The organism is Photobacterium minamisatsumaniensis, assembly GCF_050336695.1.
Lineage (GTDB): Bacteria > Pseudomonadota > Gammaproteobacteria > Enterobacterales > Vibrionaceae > Photobacterium > Photobacterium minamisatsumaniensis.
Window position 1 is genome coordinate 12,387 of the sequence record NZ_JAKJSI010000050.1, and the last position, 20,998, is coordinate 33,384.

Sequence of the window (20,998 nt, forward strand, 5' to 3'; positions counted from 1 at the left end):
GGGTGGTTGCAGAACAAAAATCGACTCGCTTACAGGCGTTAGTAGCCGATTTGGAATTGCGAATATTTTCCGGAGAGTTTGAGCCCGGTGAACACCTCAAAGAAGTTCGCTTTACTCAAGAACTTGGCCATAGTAGAGGGTTGATCCGAGAAGCATTCAAGTTACTTGAGCAGACGGGTGTGGTACAAGTTGTGCCTCATAAAGGGGTATTTGTACGTGACTATAGCCTTACCGAAACCCTTGAGATGTTTGATTTAAGGGCGCACTTAGCACTAATGGCGGTTAAGCAGGCTACATTAAATATAAGCCCAAAAATCGCTCAAGAGTTAAAGCGAAAAAATCAGGAGATGATCGAATCTTTTAATAACGATCGTCCTGGTGATGCTATGCAGCAAAACTGGGATTTCCACCGAGCTATTTACTCACTATGTGATAATTCATTGTTAGTCGAATTATTAGATGACCTAAATAAAAAGCAAACACTTAGTTGTTTACGTAGCTTCAAGGTAAGTACTTCAGTCAATGACTCGACGGATGAACACTGCCAGATTATCGATTATTTAGTTGATGGTGATTGTGAGCGAGCTGCCAAAGCAATGCATGATCATATTTTGCAAGGTAAGCATCGATTTATGAGTTTGTTGCAGCAATTAAATAAAGAAAAAGAATAGTTAAGTTGTTCTTTTTTGTAAGTGCAGCTTCTGTAAATCATGACTAAAACTATTGTATTAGCAATGTATACAGTCAGAATGGTGTAGCCTTCTGACTGCAATAGACCATTTCAGGAACGTCATTGCTTTATGCTATTAGCATACTCATTCTTAGCGGTGGATCTGTTTGTAAGTATTTAAAAACTCACGTTTTTCACTTATGTAGTGACAATGACTACAAACAAAATCGTCGGTTAGAATACCCAATTGCTTCTGCTTACCTATATCTTCACACTCACATATCGGGCAAGCAGCTAGTTTTACCTTTTTCATGATTACTCCTTTAAACAATGAATAAAACTAATTGGAATCAGTGCATCAAAATCACAAACAAGTCATGTTACCTAACGGGTTGGTGAATACGCATTGTATGTATTTTAACCAGATTAAGGCTAGCTGTCATACTCTAAGCTCTTAGGGTATAAAGCTAAGTTAAACAAAATTGATTCTGATCAATTGAATAGCGAGTAAAAGGAATAGGTAAATTGATTAAAGGAGAGGTTTAATCAAAGTGTGAGGTTATGTGCTGCTTCCTTGCAGCTTAATTATATCCGTTCTACACGTCATGTAGTTGATACAAAAGCCGTGTGATTAAACGACTTTTAGAATATGGATAATGATGTAATAGCGGCTAAATTTTATAGTTCTTAAGCTGTTATCCTAACTTTTCAATGAATGCCTCTATTTAATGACATTATGAGTAATACAGATAAATGTATATAGGTCATTATACGACAATATTGAGTTGAATTATCAACTGGGAAATACGTGCTTAGACAGGCTGGTGGAGGATGAAAAGAGTGATAATAGGTGAATAATAAAAAGGTAGCTCGTTAGCTACCTTTTAGCGATTAGTCAGCAATGTCTTATGCTTTTTTTAAATCTTGAGCTGGGTAAGTAAGCTTTTTATCGCCCGCTTTCACGTGTACGTAAAAATCACCACCACTCGTGCCTGTAACAACCATTTGGCCTAAATCAACCCCTTTAGTTGCTACGACTAGATCATCAACTGCAAACATTTATATACCTTGAATATGAGAGAATAGAGAATGACAAATCTCAACATCAGTATTAAATCAGGTATTCAGTTTACGGACTAATCGGGTTATGAATCGTGTTGATTCAATTTTCTTCTGAAGGCTTTATCGACGTTGGCAAGAGGTGCACCCACGGCAAGCAGATCGCGTGTGCTTATCGAGTTGGCTTCGCTGTATTTTACAATAGGCATTTTTAAGAGCTCGTCGACCTGAAAACCAATCATCAGGCTTTTCAAGGATCAAATACCCATTAAAGCGTTTTACTAACTCAGTACGATGCTCATTGATAAAGCGGCTATCAAAGCCAATATCAAAATAATCGAGAGCTTGCTCAATTGACGTGAAACTGGCGATAGTTTGTTGAATGTCGGTTTGGCTCATAATCTAAATAGATAGCAGTGTTTTGACCATTTTATGAAAGTGCGGCTTTGCGATTATTGACATAGCACGTGTTTTACACGATTACCGCGTTGCTAACACGATAACGGTAAGGCGATACCTGCTTTCTTCATCATTGAAGTATAAGGTTGGGCTAGTTATTCTGGATAAAGGCTAAATCAAGTTGCAAGCGATATCGTTAGCCGCTTGCTTGGTTGAATTTAAAAGGTGGTTCGTTTCTATTATGCAGTCACTCACGTTACCTATGGCAAGAAAGCTCGCTTTGTTATCACAAGGTTTACCAGCGAAGCCTCAACGAGGTAATGCACTGTCTGAAACCTTGGCCTCGATAATACAGCTAGGGTATGTACAGATTGATACTATCGCAACGGTGCAAAGGGCTCACCATCATACACTTTGGAGCCGTAACCCCGGTTATAAAACATCATTGCTTAATCAACTAGTGGCAGATAAATCGGTTTTTGAATATTGGTCACACGCCGCTGCATACCTTCCCATGCAAGATTACCGATATAGCTTGCCACGTAAATTAGCACTAAAAGAAGGTAAGCAAAATCACTGGTTTCAGCGTGATCATAAGTTGATGCGTGATGTATTAAAGCGTATTGAGGATGAAGGGCCATTGATGGCAAAAGATTTTACGTCTGAAAGTAAAAAGAGTAATGGTTGGGGCAGTAAACCAACCAAGCAAGCATTAGAAAACTTATACATGCAGGGTGATTTGATGATTGCCGATCGTAAGCATTTTCATAAGGTATATGATCTTACTGAACGGGTACTACCAAACAACATTGATGTATCGGTGCCGACAGAGAAAGAATATGCACATTTTTTGGTGTTACGCTATTTACGTGCTCATGGCTTTGGTGATTTGTCGGAAATTTCATATTTACTCAAAGGTGTTAAACCCCTCGTCAAAGCCGCCATTAATGAATTGTGTGGAAGCGATAAAGTCGTGCAATTTAAAATGAATGACAAGGTTTATTACACATATACAGGGGCATTCGAAAGGCTTAACGAACGCTTAAACCGCCAAAAAGCGAAGATATTATCCCCGTTTGATAACCTCTTGATTCAGCGTAAACGAGCACAAGCTGTGTTTAATTTTGATTACCTGCTGGAATGTTACTTACCTGCAGCCAAACGTCAGTATGGTTACTTTTGTCTACCCATTTTATGGGATGGGAAGCTCGTCGCCCGAGCAGATTGTAAAGCAGACAAACACAGTTCGACATTGCAGGTGCTTAATCTTTTCTTAGAATCGACATTAAGAAAAAAAGAACCATTTTTCACCGCTTTAGAAGACGAACTCTCGGCGTTTGCTCAATTTAATCAATGCGATAAATATCAGATCCAACGGATTGTTTAGAGGCGTTCTGCAGCAGTAAATACGCCGATGCCTTTATTCGACATCAAGTAACGATATAACCCACTTTTGCAGTTGGTCGTCATTGTAGCGAGGATGCCAAGCTGCGATAACATCAAAACTATCAGGTGATTTTTCTAGTGGAATTTCAACAATGTCTAACCCTTTAATCGCTCTCGATGGTAGAAAAGCAATCGAGTCGGTTGTTTCAAGATACATAGGGACAATAGAGAAGCAGGGTGCTGATACCACAATGTTTCGCTTCAAACCAAATGTCGAGAACCAATCATCAATCGAGCCCTTAAAGTTTGGGCGAGATGGTGAAGCAATGATCGTTGGGTAATTGGCAATATCAGCCAATGAAGGCGTGGTTTGCGATATAGATGCACTTACTGATGCAACGCAGACATGGTGCTCTTCAAACAGTTTTATTATTGGATAACTATTTGGGATGTAATCGGGGAAGGCAATGGCTAAATGGACTTTACCGCTTTGCATCAGTTCATGAAGGCTATCGATTTCAAAGTCTCTGACGATGAGTTTTAAATTCGGCGATTGTACCCTTAGTTTTGCAATCAAGGCTGGCAAAACAACCTGTTGAGCATAATCGGTGGCTGCAATCACGAAAGTACCGCTAACTTTTTCGGGCTCAAACGTTGTTGGTGACAACAGTGTATTGAAATCAATAAGTAACTTATCAACTCTGATGGATAACTCCTGAGCAAATGGTGTGGGAACAAAACCGTTGGTTTTTCTAATAAACAACCTGTCATCAAACACGTCCCTGAGCTTTTTAAGGTGCTCGCTCACAGCTTGTTGTGTTAATCCAAGTTGATTAGCGGCTTTCGAGGCATTTTCTTCACGTATCAACGCTTGGAAAACCCTCAGTTGTTTCATGTCTAATCGGTCTAATTTACTCATTATCCATCACTACTTTGATACCTGCATTGTTAGCTAAACAGCTTAACAATAAAAACTTGTATCACTAACAAATAATGATTGTTTCTTTTTGTTAGGCTGAATGACTAAGATTCTTCCATCAAGTTAATTCAGCGGTTGGAGAGAAAAATGAAAACAGTAATTTTAATTGGTGCTCTAGGTAAAATGGGTCAAGCAGCACTTTCAGGCCTTGGTAATCATAAGGTTATTACCGCTGGTCGTTCTGGTGATGTAGACCACATTGTTGATATTACCGACGAAAAATCCATTGAAGCGCTGTACGAAAAAGTAGGGCACTTTGATGCTGTTGTTAATACCGTTGGCGTTTGTGAATACGCTGATTTTACCGAGATGACAGAAGCGCAATGGATGACAACAGTCATGAGCAAAATGATGGGGCAAATTAACTTAGTTCGCATTGGTCAAAAGTACATTGCCGATGGTGGTTCGTTTACGCTAATCAGTGGCATTTTGAATATTAAGCCAATACCGTTCGCCATTGCTGATGCAACAACAAGCGGTGCGATTGATACCTTCGTTAAATGTGTTGCTTATGAAATGCCAAGAAACACTCGAATCAATGTGGTAAACCCAACGGTTCTAGCAGAAGCGTGGGATGTTTACGGCGACATGATGCCTGGATTTGAGCCTGTATCGAGTACGCTAGTTGGTAAAGCCTTTGAGCGTTCGGTTGATGGCTTTATTACGGGTGAAGTTATTGTTGTAGACGCTTAATCGTAGGCGAAGTGAGCCCTAACATGTGTTACGGGCTCGCATTATCGACATGCTCAGTGTGGAATAAACATCTTAAGCCCTTACATAACCATAATAAAGCGGTTTTCAAGAAACGCTACTCCATCAATACTGCCAGTAACTAACAAACGGATTGCTCCGCGTTGCCCTTCATTCACGGTTGCTTTTACGGTATGCGATAACTGGTCGATGACGAGTAACGTATTGTCGCCTTCAATCTTAACTCTAGGGTTTGGTACTAGTTTTATTGCCAGTGAATCGATTTTCCGGTGTGTTTCAATTTGAATATCAAACTCAACGCTTCCGTTCTCGCCTTCAACAAAGGTTGGCACATGAAGTGATGTATTGTGCGGCATTCCTTGTGGGGAAAGGAAGTCACCGTGAAATCGCTCATCAAGGCAAGCATAGGCTTGAAATGAAGCGACAAAGAAGAAAAAGATAATCAATTTTTTCATGTATTACAGCTTATTTTGGGTGGCGGTGAATGCGAAACAAGCGATCTTGTTCGAGAAGAATCAAGATCGCATAATTTATTATTGCAGTGGGCTACATCAATGATAAATACACAGGATTACTATAGAACCAGACATCTTGATAAGTGCGTTTATTTACACGATTACGAAATGCGAGATCGCTCTCATCTGTTCCTTTATCTAGGCCAAGCCATTTCTGTGGCTCTCCATCAACAGTGAGTCCGTCAACGTTATAATCTAATGCAGTACCTCGTAGGCGGTAATACTCATCACGAGCAGCTTCAAATGTGTACGACATTGTGAAGAAACCGTCGCCATCCAGTTTCCAGTCACTCTCTGTGAAGCTTTTCACCACTTTAGCATCTGAATTGTTGGCACTATCGTATTCAGGCGAGTTGGCATCAATCATACCAGTCACAGCGCCTGCAATCAGATCGACATGGTGTACGCCTGGGTTATCACCTATGCCAAAGTAACCATCACCGGCTGAAATTTCTAGGTTATTGCTTTCTGGGCTCTTGAAACGAACAGTGATAGTCACTTCATCGCCAGAAGATGCGTGAGCCTCGTCTCCCATTGATGCTTGCTTACCATTTGTGCTAATCGTAAAGTCTAAGGCATTGATTAAATCACCGTAGGCAGCAAAGCTTTGTCCTGAACGAAGACCTTCTAGGATTGCTTGTTCGTTTTCACCTTTTACGAAAGTGTAGTTTTTCGCGTATTCACCTGGATAGTAACTGCTGGTATAGGGTTCACGAATTTTGAAGTGATGATCGGAGTTGGCGACATTCCAGATTTTACGGCCCTCACTTAGCAGAGCATCCCACCAACCACCCACTTCAGCGACTACTGGGTCTACGCCACCGAAGACACCAGCGCTTCCGCCTGAAAGGGAGTAATCACCACGGCCGTTACCAAATTGCCCCCCAACCATTCCTTCAACAAGGAAGAAAACATCAGGTGCAGCGCTGTTTAGGTCGCGAATGTCTGCAATGGTATAGCTGTTTTCATAACGAAGAGGGTGGTTTAGTAATCCGTAGCTAGAATCTGAATAGTTTTCTTGTAGCCATGCAAGTGCTTTAATCGCATCTTGATGTTTACCTGCTTGGTCTTTATCTTCACCGTTGTAGCGTTTAATACCTAATTCATTCCACCTTGCAATGTCTGCAGAGTCAAAAAGGTCAATGCTGTTTTGATAGCTAAACTTGTATTCAAACAGTTTAACGGCTTCAAGGATTGTTTCTTGTTGTTCTGGTGAGCCGATAAGGCCGATATTGTAGTGCTCGTGCCCCGGCATATCCCACTCGAATGTGGTATTTATTATTTTATTTTCGTAGAGCCTGTTTTTCAAATACTTAATTTCAGGTAATTCATAGTCACGCATTGCCTCGTAATAGAGTTGCTTACCAATATTATTATCTTGATGGTCTTGGCTACTATCACGCATGTGGTTTGAGAAGAAAACATAATCAAGATTAAATTCATCAAAGGCATGATAAAGAATATCAATCATGGTATCGCGAGCATCTGAAGAAACCGTACTGTGAACGTGTAAATCACCTGTCATCCAACGACCAGTCGGCGTGGTTTTATCATCTGTTGAGTTAGAACTAGAATTACAACCTGCAAGTAAAACCGTCATCACACATAAAGCAGTTTTATGCATTTTAATTTTATTAATGAACATACACACCTCATAATTATCTGGCTCACAAAGTAAGGTGAATACATTAAGATTTAATTTCAGTGATATTTCATTTTTGCGACTGACTAAATAGTAATCTATGTATATAAAGTTATGACTGTAATGGCAAGATTTAAAGCAGGAAGATGCTAATACAACAATTGATTAAGATGCATTATTAATGCTAAGTAATTTAACACCGACTACATGACGTGTAGAAAGGGAAATAAAAAAGCTGCAAGGAAGCAGCGCCTTCACTCTACTGTCTCGGCTAAATATAAACGTATTTGGCGACATTTAATTGCTATTAATTAAGCCAGATCGACCAAATTAACTCAGACTTAAATAAAAATTCAGAATATTTTCTTTTTGCTGTGTCGCTTCAATTCACAAGTACTGGGTTTGCCATCATGGCTAGGTTTTTATTAACGTCCGCGCAGACAAGTATTTATCGCATTGAGAATAGAAGTAGGATCACGATGACGCCACGTAAATTTGCAGTTGATGACGGCTCAACCAACGTTAAAGTGAGTTGGATTGAAAATGGTGAACTACATACCGTTATTTCCCCGAACTCGTTTCGTAAGAACTGGAAGAGCGCTGCGTTAAGAAAAGATAAGAAGATCTTTAACTACACGATTGGCTCAACCAAATATACCTACGACATGACATCCGACAAGGCACTGGAAACGACACACGTTGATTACCAGTACGATGACTTGAATCTGTTGTCTGTACATCATGCAATGCTACAAACAGGGGTTGAGCCAGGACCGGTCAAGCTGGTGGTCACGCTGCCAATTACTGAGTATTACAACGCTGAAGATTGCCAGAAAAACGAAGATAAAATTGCTCGTAAGCGTGATAATCTTATGCGTCAAATCGAATTAAATAAAGGCGAACTGTTCGACATTATTGATGTTGAAGTAATGCCAGAAAGCCTACCAGCTGTCCTTTCAACGCTTACCATGCAGGCTGTTAGTCAGTTTAACCGTTCGTTAGTCGTCGACATCGGTGGCACTACACTCGATATGGGGGTGATTGTCGGTGAATTCGATGATGTATCCGCTATATACGGCAATAACGAAATTGGCGTTTCTATGGTGACCGATGTGGCCCGCAAATCACTTGCTGTAGCAGACAGTGATTCAAGCTACCTAGTGGCGAACGAATTAATAAAACAACGTGGAAATCTCGACTTTGTACGAGACGTTGTAAATGATGAAAGCCAGATACCGCTTATTCTTGAGAAGATTGAAACTAAAATCGATGAACTTGGCAAGCAGGTTGCGTATGAAGCGAAGAAATTTGCGAAAAACCCGAACCGAGTATACCTCGTTGGTGGTGGCGCAAGCTTAATTTATCCAGCGGTGAAAAAAGCCTATGAAACCCTAGGTGATCGCGTTGTGCTAGTCGACACTCCACAAGAAGCGTTGGCTCGCGAACTTTGCTTGTACCATGCCGATGGTGAAGCGGTAAACATGCCAGAACAAGAGGCGGTGAATGTCTAATCGTCTAAAGCGTATTAGCTATTCGATTTTTCTAGACCCACTGAATAACCCAGCAGATCTTTACGCCAGTAAAGTGCTACATCAGTGGGCAGAAGAATTAACGAGGCTAAACGCAGCAACAGGTAATGAAAACAGCGTAGCTTTACACAATGCGACACATGTACATAAGCAAGTGTACTTAAGTGGGTTATTTTTACATTTGCTGAATCCTGAGCTGTCACAGCAATTGAGTGCGCAGCTAACAGAAGCACAAGTAACCGAATTTACCTTAGGTAACACACTTAAAGGTTTGGGGTATAACAGTGCAAGCAGTGATTCAGCAGCAGGTAATGCCGCTCAAGCTGAGTTGTTTGAGATGCTTAAAAATTCTATTTGTCAGCAAGTTAAAGACGAGTCAGCCTTAACGCGTGAGCAGCTTGGCTCGGCGCCTGTTTCATCATTATTGATTGAAACTGAAAATGTTATTGGTGCAGTTTCTGATGCGATGTCGACGACGGCAGAACAAAATAGCCAGTTAATCAATATGATTGATTCTCAGGCGAAAGAGCTGGCTGAGTTAAAAACGATGTTGGCCTCTCAACAGACGTTGATAAGAAATTTATCGAAAAATACGGTTGGTACTAAAGCAAATTCAGTGCAAGAAGAGGCTGAACCTGTTATCGACTTAAATGAACGACTAGCGCATGTCCAGAAGATTAAAAAGAAAGGCATTTTTTAATTAACTAACGCGTTTGCACTAATCTAGATTGATAGCACTCTAAGGATCTGACTTTGTCAGGTCCTTTTTTTATGGTTGAAAATTATACTAATAGTGCGGTGGAGTTGATATTTTCATCTTTACGTGCAAACTTGTTGATACTATCAACAAACTTGGGTTGGGTTAATGTCATCAGTAAAACAAATTAGGAGCGAGCTACGTTACTTAGTCCGAGAGTTAGGCTTGCTTGATAAGAATTGCTTAAATTCAGGACTGTCACTTACGCAAGTACACCTTTTAACCTATTTACGGAAAAATGGTCAAACACCTTTTTCGGAGCTATCTCTTCAGCTAAGTATCGAAAAAGCCTCGCTTAGCAGAACATTGAATACGCTTGTAGAGAAAGAATATGTGGAGGTGCTACCAAGCCCAAGTGATAAGCGCCAGAAGATCTTAGCGTTAAGATCTGAGGGTTTAGATAGGCTAAAAGAAGCCGACAATGCAGCCAATACTGAAGTGTCTCAAATGCTAGGTTTACTTGATTCAGAAGAAATACAAGACGTTATTCATGGTTTAAGAACGCTTAGGCTGAGTGCCTTCCGTAAAAATGCGACCAATAATAAAGCACGAGTTCAAATTGAAGAATTAACGCCTATATACAGTGCTGAAATCGACGCTCTGATAAATGATACATTCTCAGGAGAGCAAAGTATTCCACAGCATTTAGTGCCACTTTCAGCTGATATTCCTCAAAAGTGGTGGATTGCACGTTCAGGCGAGTATGTTTTAGGGGCCGTCGCCTGTTGGGAAGAGAGTGGGGTATGGCATTGGGGACGTTTCGTGATAGACAACCGATTTAGAGGGCTTGGAATTGGTAAGGCCCTTGCTCATCACTCTTTAGGTAACATGCTCGCAGAAGAAGATGAAATTTTAATCGATGCTCGCGATACCACAGTCAGTATTGTAAAAGAGATCGGTGCAGAAGTACTGGGGGCGAAAAAAGATTTCTATGGCATGCCAGTAACGCCAATGCGTATAACAAAAATAGGGTATCAGCATGCGATGAAATCAAAAGAAATTCAAACGGCAGTTCTTATCTAGTGTGCATGATGTAACGAGTTGATAGAAGCAGCTCTCGTTTAGTTAATCAGCTCAGCAGAACGTATTAGAAATGTATGATGATGGAAGAAGGGTCGAATATGCTAATCACTTTTATATGCTTGGTGGTGGAGTAGAGTATGATTACTAAAGAAGTAAAGATTCAAGTTAGCTTGTTTCTATATGTGTTAATTGGCGTTTATGCATATCAAATAGCTTGGGGGGAGAATGGAGATGTACTAAATGAATATATGATAGCCTCTATCATATATTCATTAGTATAGCTATTAGTGCGTTGATATTAATGATGAGAGTATTTAAAGTTGTTTCAAAAAGAATCAATAATAAGATGAGTAAAATACTGTTAGGGCTGTTCAGCTTCTTTGTTTTTCCTATAATATTTGTGATTTTATTTCCAGTAAGTATATGTTTTGAAATGATGGAAAACGCAGATAAGTAAGGCGTTTTTTCAAGCTCGGGGAAAGTATTGTTCGGTCTTTAAATAGATTTTAATTTACTCTTAGACTATGCTCAGTTGTAAAGTTTCATCAACAGAGTAACACTCTCTCTGTGTTTAGTAAGCCCCCTGTAAGGTTGAAAGAACAGTATTTATATGGGGGGTAGAGAACGAAGTAGCATAAAAATCTTTTATATATCTCTAACCTATTATTTCGACAAGTTTAAGCTCTAAATTGTGATATCTAATAGAATTACTTAGTTGTTTTTATAACTTAGTTGCCACAGAATCAAACAATGATAATGAAAGCTAACAATGAAGGAATGAAAGTTACTTCTCTTATAAAAGTAATTGTTTATTGGATATGTGTTTGTGTTATATAAGGTGCTATTAGTCTTTGTTATGTTATTTCCGGTACTTTGTGTTGCTAAGGCGCCGCCGTTGGAAGTGAGATCTAGCTTCTCTTCAGATGAGATGGAGATGAATTAATTGCTCACAAAACATTGGTGTAAAAATGGTGAAATCCCTAATGATCTTAATCAGATTTATGTGGATTTAGATTATTACCCAAAATTCCAGCATAATAGAATTAAGTTATTAAAAAGTGAAATTGTTAATTACTTTAGTGATGCGACGTTTGAAGTTGATGATAAAGAGTTGTGAATAAAGTTTATAACTGATGGGGTTACAGAACGAGGGATGAAAATACCATGTTTTTAATAAGTAATAGTTAGATGAGGTTTAAAAGAGATGTTCGGTCATTCGCTGAAACTTGCATACCAGTATTCATCTAGCGCTGCTCAAAAGAATGCGTTTGTAAAATATTTGTCTGTAACTGGGTATTTTACCAAAAAGTCAGCTGGATATATGTGGGAAGCATACCAGCAGTATGGTCGTTATAAGGAGCTGTATGATGAGTTGTACTAGCGCTATAACTTGCTTGGCTTTATTTGAAATTTAGCTTCAATAAGTAGGCCTTTTTTATATGCTTTTAAAAAAACATATCATGTTAAAAATATTGATTTTAAACCTGTTTACGTTAGTTTACTTTTCAACAACGCTCGGAATATTTTACGCCTTTGCGGCTCTTGATGTTTTACGGTTAAAGGCGTATGCGTATTTTTTTGTATATTCATGCGCTGCTCTTGTACCGTTGACTGTTATTTCAACACTTTGGCTTAAGGCTAAAGATAGCCATGATAAGCGGTGAATTGAGTTTTATGAGAAAGGTCATTTTACTAGGTCGCAATCATTTTATTGTGAAGACTTAATCTAGCTCAATCATGATCTAAAATAAACACAAAGCTTGTAACTAATGTGTAGGTGAATCTGTAATCTATCGTTAAGTGGTAGCTGATGAATTGTCCCTTAATTTTTACTTAACAATATGTTGGAATGAACTATGAGTTACAATTTTTTTATAAATTATGAAAAAAAGATTTTCTTGGGGATTCCTGCTGCTGGTTTAATTGTGATTGCAATCATGTATTGTTTTGATGTGCCTCATCAAATTTTTTTCGGAGCATGTTAGCTTGGGTTGTTGTTAATTTTTCGTTTGCACTATTTCATGGCTTTATAGTGAAAGAAAGACTGTCGCGAGGAAAATAAGATTGTAAACACAAAGAGTAGTAATTGTAATTGGTTGTTAGTTAAAGTGTTTATAACAAATGGATTAAACTAGTTAACGATAAGCTCATAAATTAACAATGTTTAAATTTCTTGAAAAATAGCCACCTATCTATGTAGGTACTATTTTTATACGGTATTAACCTTATTTATTAAAATGGCTAGATAGTAATTCATGATAGCGTTATCTTTCCATGCATGCGCTAATTTACTTAGTTAGTAAAGCATTGACTAATTAGTATCCAAAAGTAATGTAGTGTGCTAGCTCTATATCTGTGAACACAAGGTATTTTGTTGTAATAAATATCCCTAAGGGAGAATCTCATACAAGTATTAATATGATCGCAAAGCCTCATGATGATCCACATTTGGTTAGTCATTGTCCAGCAGCGTATAAAATCTAACCTGCACTGTAAAATGTCGGTTAAATCTCTGACTTTTTAACATTTTACATATTTAGTCGTTTTACTATTTCGACTTTGTATTGCAGTGGAAATAGAATGAAAAAGATAATTACTCTGATGTTGGCTTTTGGGATGTTTGCTTCGATGGCCGTCAAAGCGGAAACTGGCATTGGCTTGTCTGTTGGTGACCCTTTCTGGGGAATTGATATGAAACATAACGGTTTTAGAGTCAATGTCAGTCTTGATGACCAGTTTGGTATCGGTGTGAATAAAACGTATGCGGTACAAGGAACACCTTTATATCTATTCCTTGGTGGCCAGTATGTGGATAGAAATAAACACTATGTCGCGGTAACGCCGGGTATTGGTGCAGAGTTCCGCGTTAAACCAATGGGCTTTTATGTTGATTTAACCCCAGCTATCTACTTGGATGAACTCGATATTGAGTTGGAAGCAAGAGCTGGCTTTCGAATCTACTTTTAAGGTTCAAGCATAGCTTTTTATTATAAACAGTCACCTGAGTTTGTTTCTTCTTTCAAATTTCGTTGTGAAACCCTTAAACCCTCGCCCTATGGTGAGGGTATAAAAGAGAAGCTTGCAAATGTGGTGACTGTATTTAAGTGAAAGACCTTAGTTGTTTCTGTTCAACAATGTGCGACATAATTAAACTAGTGTGGGTTGCCTAATAGTTTGTTTACTATATGTAGCTGCCAACAAAAATGTTTGAAGGGATAGAAATGATGGAAGAGTTGTACTTTGCGGGGGGATGTCTATGGGGTGTTCAAGAATTTATGAAGACGCTGCCTGGTGTTGTCTCAACAGAAGCTGGGCGTGCGAACGGTTCTACTGACAATACTTTAGGAGAGTATGATGGTTATGCCGAGTGCGTTTGCACCCAGTTTGATTCATCGGTAGTTTCTGTTGAACAGCTGATGGATTATTTCTTTGAAATCATTGACCCTTATAGTATTAACAAGCAAGGGGAAGATGTTGGTGAAAAGTATCGAACGGGTATTTACAGCAAGAATCCCAAGCATCTGGCTTTAGTGACTTGCTACCTTCAAGCGCGAGATGATGCTGACAAGATTGCAATTGAGGTGTTGCCGTTAACCAACTATGTAAAAAGTGATGCTGAACATCAAGATAGGCTCACCTTACACCCTAACGATTACTGCCATATACCAAAGAATATCCTGCACAAATATAAAGATGAATAGATACTGCGGAAATAAAAAAACCGACACGCAAGGTGTCGGTTTAATATTGTCTCAAGGTCTCAAGGTCTCAAGGTCTCAAGGTCTCAAGGTCTCAAGGTCTCACTTATACCTCTTTTACCAGCTTGTCGGTGACAAAGGGGCGATTTCTAGCCAGTAGCCACAAACTCCCGCCAGTGATGCCAACGATAAGTTGAATGATACCGAGATTCTCGATTAAAGATTCAGGGCGAATAGACACTAATACCATTCCTAGCGAACCACAAATCATGCCGCAAAATTGAATTAATGCCACAGCAGAGCCTGTGTCGTGGTCTTGTTGATCGAGCATTAAGTTAGTACCCGGTACTCGCATCGTAATGACCATTAAGGTTGCGGGTGCTGCAATAAAGGCAAAAATCAAAGGCGACATGTGGCCAATCGAGATAGTTAATACGCCTGCTGCTGCAAGGAAAAAGAAACAAAGTGTGATTATTTTTTGAACAGGAATGTGGCGAGATAGCTTCATATAAATCGTTGGGCCAAATGAGGCGCATAACGCATTAAACGCAAAGGCGTAGCTGAATTGCTGCTCGGTGAGTCCAAACCCATTGATATAGATGTATGAACCTGCTGCAAGAAATGCCATCAGCGCCATTGGCGTTATGGAAAAAATCGTCAGTAATGCAACAAATCTTGGGTTTTTTAAGACCACACCAAGCCTTCCCCAAGAACGTAATATTGATCCCTCGTATTTTGTTTCGAGCGTTTCTTGATAGCAGAACGCTAATAATGAAGCGAAAGCACCAAAAATGGCTAGTGTTACGAACATCATTCTCCATGATGCGACTTGAAGTAAAAATGCGCCAAGAACAGGGGCGATCATTGGGGCAATGATGACCAATGACATGATGGTAGCCATGATTTTTTGACGCTCTCGACCATCATAAAGGTCTTTGACGATGGCGGTGGCGACGACTGTGATGGCACTTCCTGCAAATGCTTGGAGTATGCGAGCGCCAATGAGTTGTTCAATATTCCCCGCCAGTGCGCAAAAGATACTGGCTAGCATGTAGCCGCCTATGCCAACTAATAAGATAGGTTTACGGCCAAACTTTTCACTTAATGGCCCCCAAAAGAGTAGACCTACTGCGTAAGTGACGAAATAGCTGCTTAGCGTTAAGTTCACCATTGACTGGTCGGTGTTAAACACGTTAACCATTTGTGGCAACGCAGGCAAATACAGGTCAATAGTCAGTGGTGGAAAAGCACTAATGATGACGAGGAAGAATAACATACCGGTTTTACCCAGCACTGATTGTGGCTTTTTCAAATGGATACTCTCATTTTTACTACGTCGAGACACTTTACAACTTAAACCTAACTTTAAGTCAATGTGGAATTTAACTTTTGTAATTCTTTGCTGATATATGTAAACGGTCAAAAGATGTGTAGACGGCAGAACATGCACTTTGATAAGTTGAAATGCCGCGATAAGTATATCGCATCAGCTGTTTTTGCGGCTTTAATTTTAAGGCTGTAGGCCAAAAGAAAGGCGTATCTATGCAAACTCAATCCACGTCAAACGAAACAGTGCCAATAAAAAGCGCTCAAACACATGCAAAAGGCAAAAATTTAGCCATTTTATTTGAGTTAGTGAAATTTATTCGCCCCTATAAAGGGAAAGTATTGGCTGCTCTTGTCGCGCTAATTTTTACGGCTTCGTTGACGTTATCTGTAGGACATGGCGTTCGTATTTTGATTGACGAAGGGTTCGCCCAACAATCGATACAAGAGCTCGGCAGTGCGATTCAATTTATTCTTGCGGTAACGGTGTGCATTTCAATAGGAACATTCTTTCGGTTCTATTTAGTCTCTTCTGTGGGTGAACGTGTAAGTGCTGATATAAGGCTCGCAGTGTTCAACCACGTGATTACGCTACACCCTAGCTACTTTGAAACGAATGGTAGTGGTGACATTATGTCACGCATTACGACTGACACGACGTTACTGCAGAGCATCATCGGTTCTTCATTTTCGATGGCGATGCGTAGCGCATTAATGTGTGTCGGCGCAATCATCATGCTATTTGCGACCAATATAAAACTTACATTAATTGTATTAGCATCGGTCCCATTCATCCTTGTACCAATACTGGTGTACGGACGCCGTGTAAGAGCGTTGTCTCGTCAGAGCCAAGATTCTATGGCCGATGTCGGGAGTTATGCGGGCGAAGCCATCGAGCATATCAAGACTGTTCAAAGTTACAGTCACGAAGCGCAAGAAAGAAAGTCGTTTTCAAATGAAGTAGAAAAGGCATACGAAATTGGTCGCCAACGCGTTAAACAGCGTGCCATATTGATATCTGGCGTGATTGTGATTGTATTCAGTGCGATTGCTGGCATGCTTTGGGTCGGTGGCAGTGATGTCATTAACGGCATTATGTCAGCGGGTGATTTAGGTGCGTTTGTCTTCTATGCAATTATGGTAGCGTCCTCATTGGCGACGATTTCAGAAGTATTAGGTGAATTGCAGCGAGCCGCAGGTGCGACAGAAAGGTTGATAGAAGTACTTCAAGTTGAAAGCCATATTGTGGCGCCCAGTCAAAGTTTTTCTCCACTTCACACGCATTCTTCTGAAGTTGCATTTGAGAATGTCACTTTCCACTATCCTTCAAGACCCGATCAAGCCGCGGCAGAGAACCTAATATTGACGGCTGAAGAAGGAAAAGTACTTGCGCTTGTTGGCCCGTCGGGTGCAGGAAAAACAACGTTGTTTGAATTATTACAACGCTTCTATGATCCTCAAGCAGGAAAGGTCACATTAGGTGGCGTTAATATTCGTCAGTTTGACCCACATGAATTGCGTAAACAAATGGCGTTGGTACCACAGCAACCTGCGCTATTTAGTCATGATGTCTTCCACAATATTCGTTATGGCAACCCAAAAGCAACAGATGAACAGGTTATTGAGGCAGCTAAAAAGGCACATGCCCATGATTTTATAATGAATCTGCCAGAAGGGTATAACAGTTTCCTAGGGGAGCGAGGGGTGAGACTTTCTGGTGGTCAGCGTCAGCGGATTGCTATCGCAAGAGCGATTTTAAAAGACCCGAAAATATTGTTACTTGATGAGGCTACCAGCGCACTAGACAGTGAAAGTGAACATCATGTTCAACAAGCCTTGGAAGAGTTGATGCGGGGTAGAACCACTTTGATTATTGCTCACCGCCTTTCAACTATTCAACATGCCGATCAAATTGCAGTATTGGATCAAGGCTGCTTGGTGGATATCGGTAATCATCAGTCATTATTAAAAACCTGTGACTTATACCAACGCTTGGTAGAGCTGCAATTTAAGCACATGAGTAATTAATGCTGCTTTACGTCCGCTAGGTTCGATAAGAGTCTATACGTGATTACAGCGGGTGACCCCCAGAACACTATAGATAACGACGTAGCTTTCACGAAATTGCACTCCGTTCTGCCCAAACTCTTTGGGTGTTCGGCGTGTCGTTTTGCACTCTTTAGGGTTCAGCTTTATTGACCGGGATAAAAATGCTTAATTACTATCCTGACCTCAGTTGTGATCGCTTCTTTTTCGAGCATTCTGCACCAATAAAACTCTTCACTCTATTCATTGTGGATTTTATGAATAACCATAATTTATTTTAAATCTATAAATAACAGTGGCTTACTATTGAATGTCGTTTTTGGCACGTTCGTTGCTGTAATTGATTTAGTTGTTTCAATTGTTTCAATTTCATTTATAGGGAAATTCCACATGAACGTATTTAAGACAGTAATTAAATCCGTATTGGCAGCATCACTGTTGCTGACTATACAGATTGCAAACGCAAGCCAGTTAGAATCCATTCAAGAGAGTGGCGTATTGAAAGTAGCGGTTCCACAGGACTTTCCTCCTTTCGGCTCTGTTGATATTAATCTGAATCCTCAAGGCTACGACATCGATATGGCAGAGTATCTTGCTAAGCAAATGAATGTGAAGTTAGAGCTGGTGCCAGTAACAAGCGCTAACCGCATCCCTTACCTTCAAACTCGCAAGGTAGATCTGGTTATCTCTAGCCTTGGTAAAAACGCAGAGCGTGAGAGAGCGATTGATTTCACTAATGCTTATGCGCCGTTTTTCTTAGGGGTGTTTGGTAGTGACGCAGAGAAGGTGTCTACACCTGAAGAACTTGCAGGCAAGACCGTTGGCGTGACTCGAGGTTCAGTTGAAGACATCGAATTAAGCAAGTTAGCACCAAAAAGCACAAAATTGAAACGCTATGAAGATAATAACGCGACATTATCAGCATACCTTTCGGGTCAGGTTGGGTTGATTGCTACCGGTAATCTTGTGGTTACCGAAATCGCCAACCGCAACCCAAACAAGGCGCCTCAAGTTAAGTTTATGCTGAAAGACTCTCCTTGTTTTATCGGTATCAAGAAGGGTGACACAGCGCTATTGAATGAAATCAATACTTTGATCCTAAAAGCTAAAGACGAGGGGGCGCTTGAAGGTATTTCTCAAAAATGGCTGAAGGCACCATTCCCTGCTTCTCTTGGCGCTTAAGTAGGAAGTCTTCATGAGTTATCACCTCGATTTACTTGGTCTTGCTCCCTATATTCCACAGCTTCTTTCTGGCACTTGGGCAACAATTCAACTTACAGTGATCTCTACAGTTGGTGGATTGTTGCTAGGAACGGTTTGTGCAGCAGGACGTATCAATAAACAACGCTGGCTGCGGTTGATATGCGCTAGTTATGTAGAACTGATCCGTAACACGCCTTTCATTGTACAGCTGTTTTTCATCTTCTTTGGTTTACCTGCAATCGGCTTAAAGCTAACTGCATGGCAAGCAGGTTCTATCGCAATGGTTGTGAACCTAGGGGCTTACAGTGCAGAGATAATCCGTGCCGGTATAGAGGCTGCACCAAAAGGGCAGTGGGAGGCTGGCAGAGTGCTGGGTTTAACTAATCGCCAAACTTTTATGCACATCATTTTACCTCCTGCATACCAGAGGGTGTATCCGGCGATAACGAGTCAATGCATCATCGTAATGCTTGGCTCTGCCGTGGTGTCGCAGATCTCTGTAGAAGAGCTTACGTTCGCGGCTAACTTTGCGCAATCTAGAAGCTTTTTAAGTTTTGAGGCGTACCTGATTACTGCACTTATCTATTTACTGTTATCCATGTTAATGCGACAGGTGTTTTTCATGGTGAAACAGGTCACTTTTAAGAACCCATCGTTATAGGAGCGCCAAGAATATGATGCAATTCTCCGATTGGGATATTTTCAGAAATTTACTTATGGCCGCTCGCTGGACGGTGCTGCTCTCCATTATCGCGTTTATTGGTGGTGGTTTGTTAGGGGCAATGTTGACGTTTCTGCGTAGTACTCGCAGCGTTATTATTACTCGAGTTATTCAGGTGTATATAGAGGTGTTTCAAGGAACGCCTTTATTGATGCAGCTGTTCTTAACCTTCTTTGGTTTGTCATTGGTTGGTGTCGAGGTGAGTGCGTGGTCGGCAGCGATCCTGTCTCTTACGCTATTTAGTAGTGCCTTTTTCCATGATATCTGGCGTGGATGTATTGAAGCTCTGCCAAAGGGACAGTGGGAGGCATGTCGTACATTAGGACTTACTTACCTTCAAAGCATGCGACATGTCATCGCGCCTCAAGCTATGCGTATGGCCATTGCCCCTACAGTTGGGTTTTCTGTCCAGATTGTTAAGGGTACGGCTTTGGCGTCAATTATAGGTTTTGTTGAACTAACCAAGGCCGGCACCATGCTAAACAACGCAACCTTCCAACCGTTCAAAGTCTTTGCCTTCGTGGCGCTGCTTTATTTCGTTATTTGTTTTCCTTTGTCTTTATTGGCTCGATACCTGGAGAGTAAAAACCATGTCACTCGTTAGTGTAGAAAAAGTCCATAAGTTTTATGGCGATAACCATGTCTTAAAGGGTGTTGACCTAAAGATCAAAGCGGGTGAGGTGATCTCCATTATTGGTCGCAGTGGTTCAGGTAAAAGTACCTTGCTGCGTTGCATGAATGGGCTTGAGACTTATGAGGAAGGCGTGATCATCGTTGATAGTCAGTCGGTCGAAGACGACGATTACAAGCTTAGATTACTTAGTCGTAGCGTCGGAATGGTGTTCCAAAGCTTTAATCTATTCCCCCATAAAACTGTGGGTGAGAATGTTATGCTTGCACCAAAACTGGTGTTAAAAAAGAGCGCTGAAGAATGCCAAGAAATCGCCAAAGAGCTTCTTAATAAGGTGGGGTTGGGCGACAAATTTGATGCCTATCCAGCCAACCTTTCTGGTGGTCAACAACAACGCGTTGCGATAGCTCGTTCTTTAGCTATGTCTCCCAAGGTGCTACTGTGTGATGAAATTACCTCTGCGCTTGACCCAGAGCTTGTTGGTGAGGTTCTTAAGGTGTTAGAGCAACTCAAGGCTGAGGGAATGACGCTTGTTCTTGTTACCCATGAGATGAATTTTGCTCGCGATGTGGGCGATAAAGTTGTGTTCATGAATGAAGGCAAGGTGTGGGAATCAGGTGACAGTATAGAGGTGTTTGCTAACCCTCAAACACCTGAGTTGCAAAGCTTTCTATCTGCAGTACGATAGCTGATATTACAGGGA

Annotated in this window: 20 protein-coding genes; 13 read left to right on the top strand and 7 right to left on the bottom strand. The window is 40.6% G+C overall.

Annotated elements, in window-relative coordinates; translation table 11 throughout:
* Positions 1-2 precede the first annotated feature (2 nt).
* Entirely contained in the window at positions 3-671 is a 669-nt protein-coding gene (locus L4D78_RS23530; RefSeq protein WP_428469182.1) for a GntR family transcriptional regulator, read from the top strand.
* Between the two features lie 150 nt (positions 672-821).
* On the opposite strand, the gene L4D78_RS23535 is transcribed toward L4D78_RS23530, so the two are convergent.
* The 3 genes from L4D78_RS23535 to nifW all read right to left on the bottom strand — a co-directional run bounded on the left by L4D78_RS23535 (position 822) and on the right by nifW (position 2,128).
* On the bottom strand, positions 822-983 hold the full coding sequence (locus L4D78_RS23535) for an Eag protein (RefSeq protein WP_428469183.1): 162 nt from the start codon (positions 981-983) through the stop codon (positions 822-824).
* A gap of 593 nt (positions 984-1,576) precedes the next feature.
* Entirely contained in the window at positions 1,577-1,729 is a 153-nt protein-coding gene (locus tag L4D78_RS23540) for a hypothetical protein (RefSeq protein WP_428458418.1), read from the bottom strand.
* Positions 1,730-1,852: 123 nt separating this feature from the next.
* Positions 1,853-2,128, bottom strand: a complete 276-nt coding sequence (nifW, locus tag L4D78_RS23545; protein ID WP_428469184.1) for a nitrogenase-stabilizing/protective NifW family protein — start codon at positions 2,126-2,128, stop codon at positions 1,853-1,855.
* A 241-nt stretch (positions 2,129-2,369) separates the two neighbouring features.
* Here nifW and L4D78_RS23550 point away from each other — a divergent pair, with 241 nt between their 5' ends.
* A complete protein-coding gene (locus L4D78_RS23550; protein ID WP_428469185.1) occupies positions 2,370-3,515 on the top strand; it encodes a winged helix-turn-helix domain-containing protein in 1,146 nt (381 codons plus the stop codon).
* 33 nt (positions 3,516-3,548) lie between these two features.
* On the opposite strand, the gene L4D78_RS23555 is transcribed toward L4D78_RS23550, so the two are convergent.
* Positions 3,549-4,433, bottom strand: a complete 885-nt coding sequence (locus L4D78_RS23555) for a LysR family transcriptional regulator (RefSeq protein ID WP_428469186.1) — start codon at positions 4,431-4,433, stop codon at positions 3,549-3,551.
* 147 nt (positions 4,434-4,580) lie between these two features.
* Between L4D78_RS23555 and L4D78_RS23560 the strand changes: the two genes are divergently transcribed.
* Positions 4,581-5,186: a short chain dehydrogenase gene (locus tag L4D78_RS23560; RefSeq protein WP_428469187.1), complete on the top strand. Its 606-nt coding sequence runs from the start codon at positions 4,581-4,583 to the stop codon at positions 5,184-5,186.
* Between the two features lie 80 nt (positions 5,187-5,266).
* Here the strand turns inward: L4D78_RS23560 and L4D78_RS23565 are convergent, their stop codons facing one another.
* Together L4D78_RS23565 and L4D78_RS23570 are read right to left on the bottom strand one after the other, a co-directional pair.
* Positions 5,267-5,659: a hypothetical protein gene (locus tag L4D78_RS23565; protein WP_428469188.1), complete on the bottom strand. Its 393-nt coding sequence runs from the start codon at positions 5,657-5,659 to the stop codon at positions 5,267-5,269.
* A gap of 91 nt (positions 5,660-5,750) precedes the next feature.
* Positions 5,751-7,364, bottom strand: coding sequence for a hypothetical protein (locus L4D78_RS23570; protein ID WP_428469189.1), 1,614 nt, complete (start codon positions 7,362-7,364; stop codon positions 5,751-5,753).
* Positions 7,365-7,840: 476 nt separating this feature from the next.
* On the opposite strand from L4D78_RS23570, the gene parM reads away from it, so the two are divergent.
* From parM to L4D78_RS23595, 5 genes are all read left to right on the top strand, one after another.
* Entirely contained in the window at positions 7,841-8,872 is a 1,032-nt protein-coding gene (gene parM, locus L4D78_RS23575) for a plasmid segregation protein ParM domain-containing protein (RefSeq protein WP_428469190.1), read from the top strand.
* Complete coding sequence (locus tag L4D78_RS23580; protein ID WP_428469191.1) at positions 8,865-9,590, top strand: hypothetical protein; 726 nt, start codon at positions 8,865-8,867, stop codon at positions 9,588-9,590. Before parM ends, L4D78_RS23580 begins: the two co-directional genes overlap by 8 nt.
* A 165-nt stretch (positions 9,591-9,755) precedes the next feature.
* Positions 9,756-10,670 (top strand): GNAT family N-acetyltransferase, encoded by a 915-nt coding sequence (locus tag L4D78_RS23585; RefSeq protein WP_428469192.1) that lies wholly within the window; start codon positions 9,756-9,758, stop codon positions 10,668-10,670.
* A gap of 2,580 nt (positions 10,671-13,250) precedes the next feature.
* Positions 13,251-13,637 (top strand): hypothetical protein, encoded by a 387-nt coding sequence (locus L4D78_RS23590; protein ID WP_428469193.1) that lies wholly within the window; start codon positions 13,251-13,253, stop codon positions 13,635-13,637.
* A gap of 257 nt (positions 13,638-13,894) precedes the next feature.
* Complete coding sequence (locus L4D78_RS23595; protein ID WP_428469219.1) at positions 13,895-14,371, top strand: peptide-methionine (S)-S-oxide reductase; 477 nt, start codon at positions 13,895-13,897, stop codon at positions 14,369-14,371.
* Between the two features lie 103 nt (positions 14,372-14,474).
* On the opposite strand, the gene L4D78_RS23600 is transcribed toward L4D78_RS23595, so the two are convergent.
* The gene (locus L4D78_RS23600) at positions 14,475-15,680 is read right to left on the bottom strand and encodes a multidrug effflux MFS transporter (protein ID WP_489686024.1); all 1,206 of its coding nucleotides are present in this window, start codon (positions 15,678-15,680) and stop codon (positions 14,475-14,477) included.
* A 230-nt stretch (positions 15,681-15,910) separates the two neighbouring features.
* Here L4D78_RS23600 and L4D78_RS23605 point away from each other — a divergent pair, with 230 nt between their 5' ends.
* From L4D78_RS23605 to L4D78_RS23625, 5 genes are all read left to right on the top strand, one after another.
* On the top strand, positions 15,911-17,722 hold the full coding sequence (locus L4D78_RS23605; RefSeq protein ID WP_428469194.1) for an ABC transporter ATP-binding protein/permease: 1,812 nt from the start codon (positions 15,911-15,913) through the stop codon (positions 17,720-17,722).
* Between the two features lie 408 nt (positions 17,723-18,130).
* A complete protein-coding gene (locus tag L4D78_RS23610) occupies positions 18,131-18,922 on the top strand; it encodes a transporter substrate-binding domain-containing protein (protein ID WP_428469195.1) in 792 nt (263 codons plus the stop codon).
* Between the two features lie 13 nt (positions 18,923-18,935).
* Positions 18,936-19,604, top strand: coding sequence for an amino acid ABC transporter permease (locus L4D78_RS23615; protein ID WP_428469196.1), 669 nt, complete (start codon positions 18,936-18,938; stop codon positions 19,602-19,604).
* Positions 19,605-19,617: 13 nt separating this feature from the next.
* Positions 19,618-20,268: an amino acid ABC transporter permease gene (locus L4D78_RS23620; RefSeq protein WP_428469197.1), complete on the top strand. Its 651-nt coding sequence runs from the start codon at positions 19,618-19,620 to the stop codon at positions 20,266-20,268.
* Positions 20,255-20,983 (top strand): amino acid ABC transporter ATP-binding protein, encoded by a 729-nt coding sequence (locus L4D78_RS23625; protein ID WP_428469198.1) that lies wholly within the window; start codon positions 20,255-20,257, stop codon positions 20,981-20,983. The genes L4D78_RS23620 and L4D78_RS23625 overlap by 14 nt, the downstream gene beginning before the upstream one ends.
* Positions 20,984-20,998: the final 15 nt, after the last annotated feature.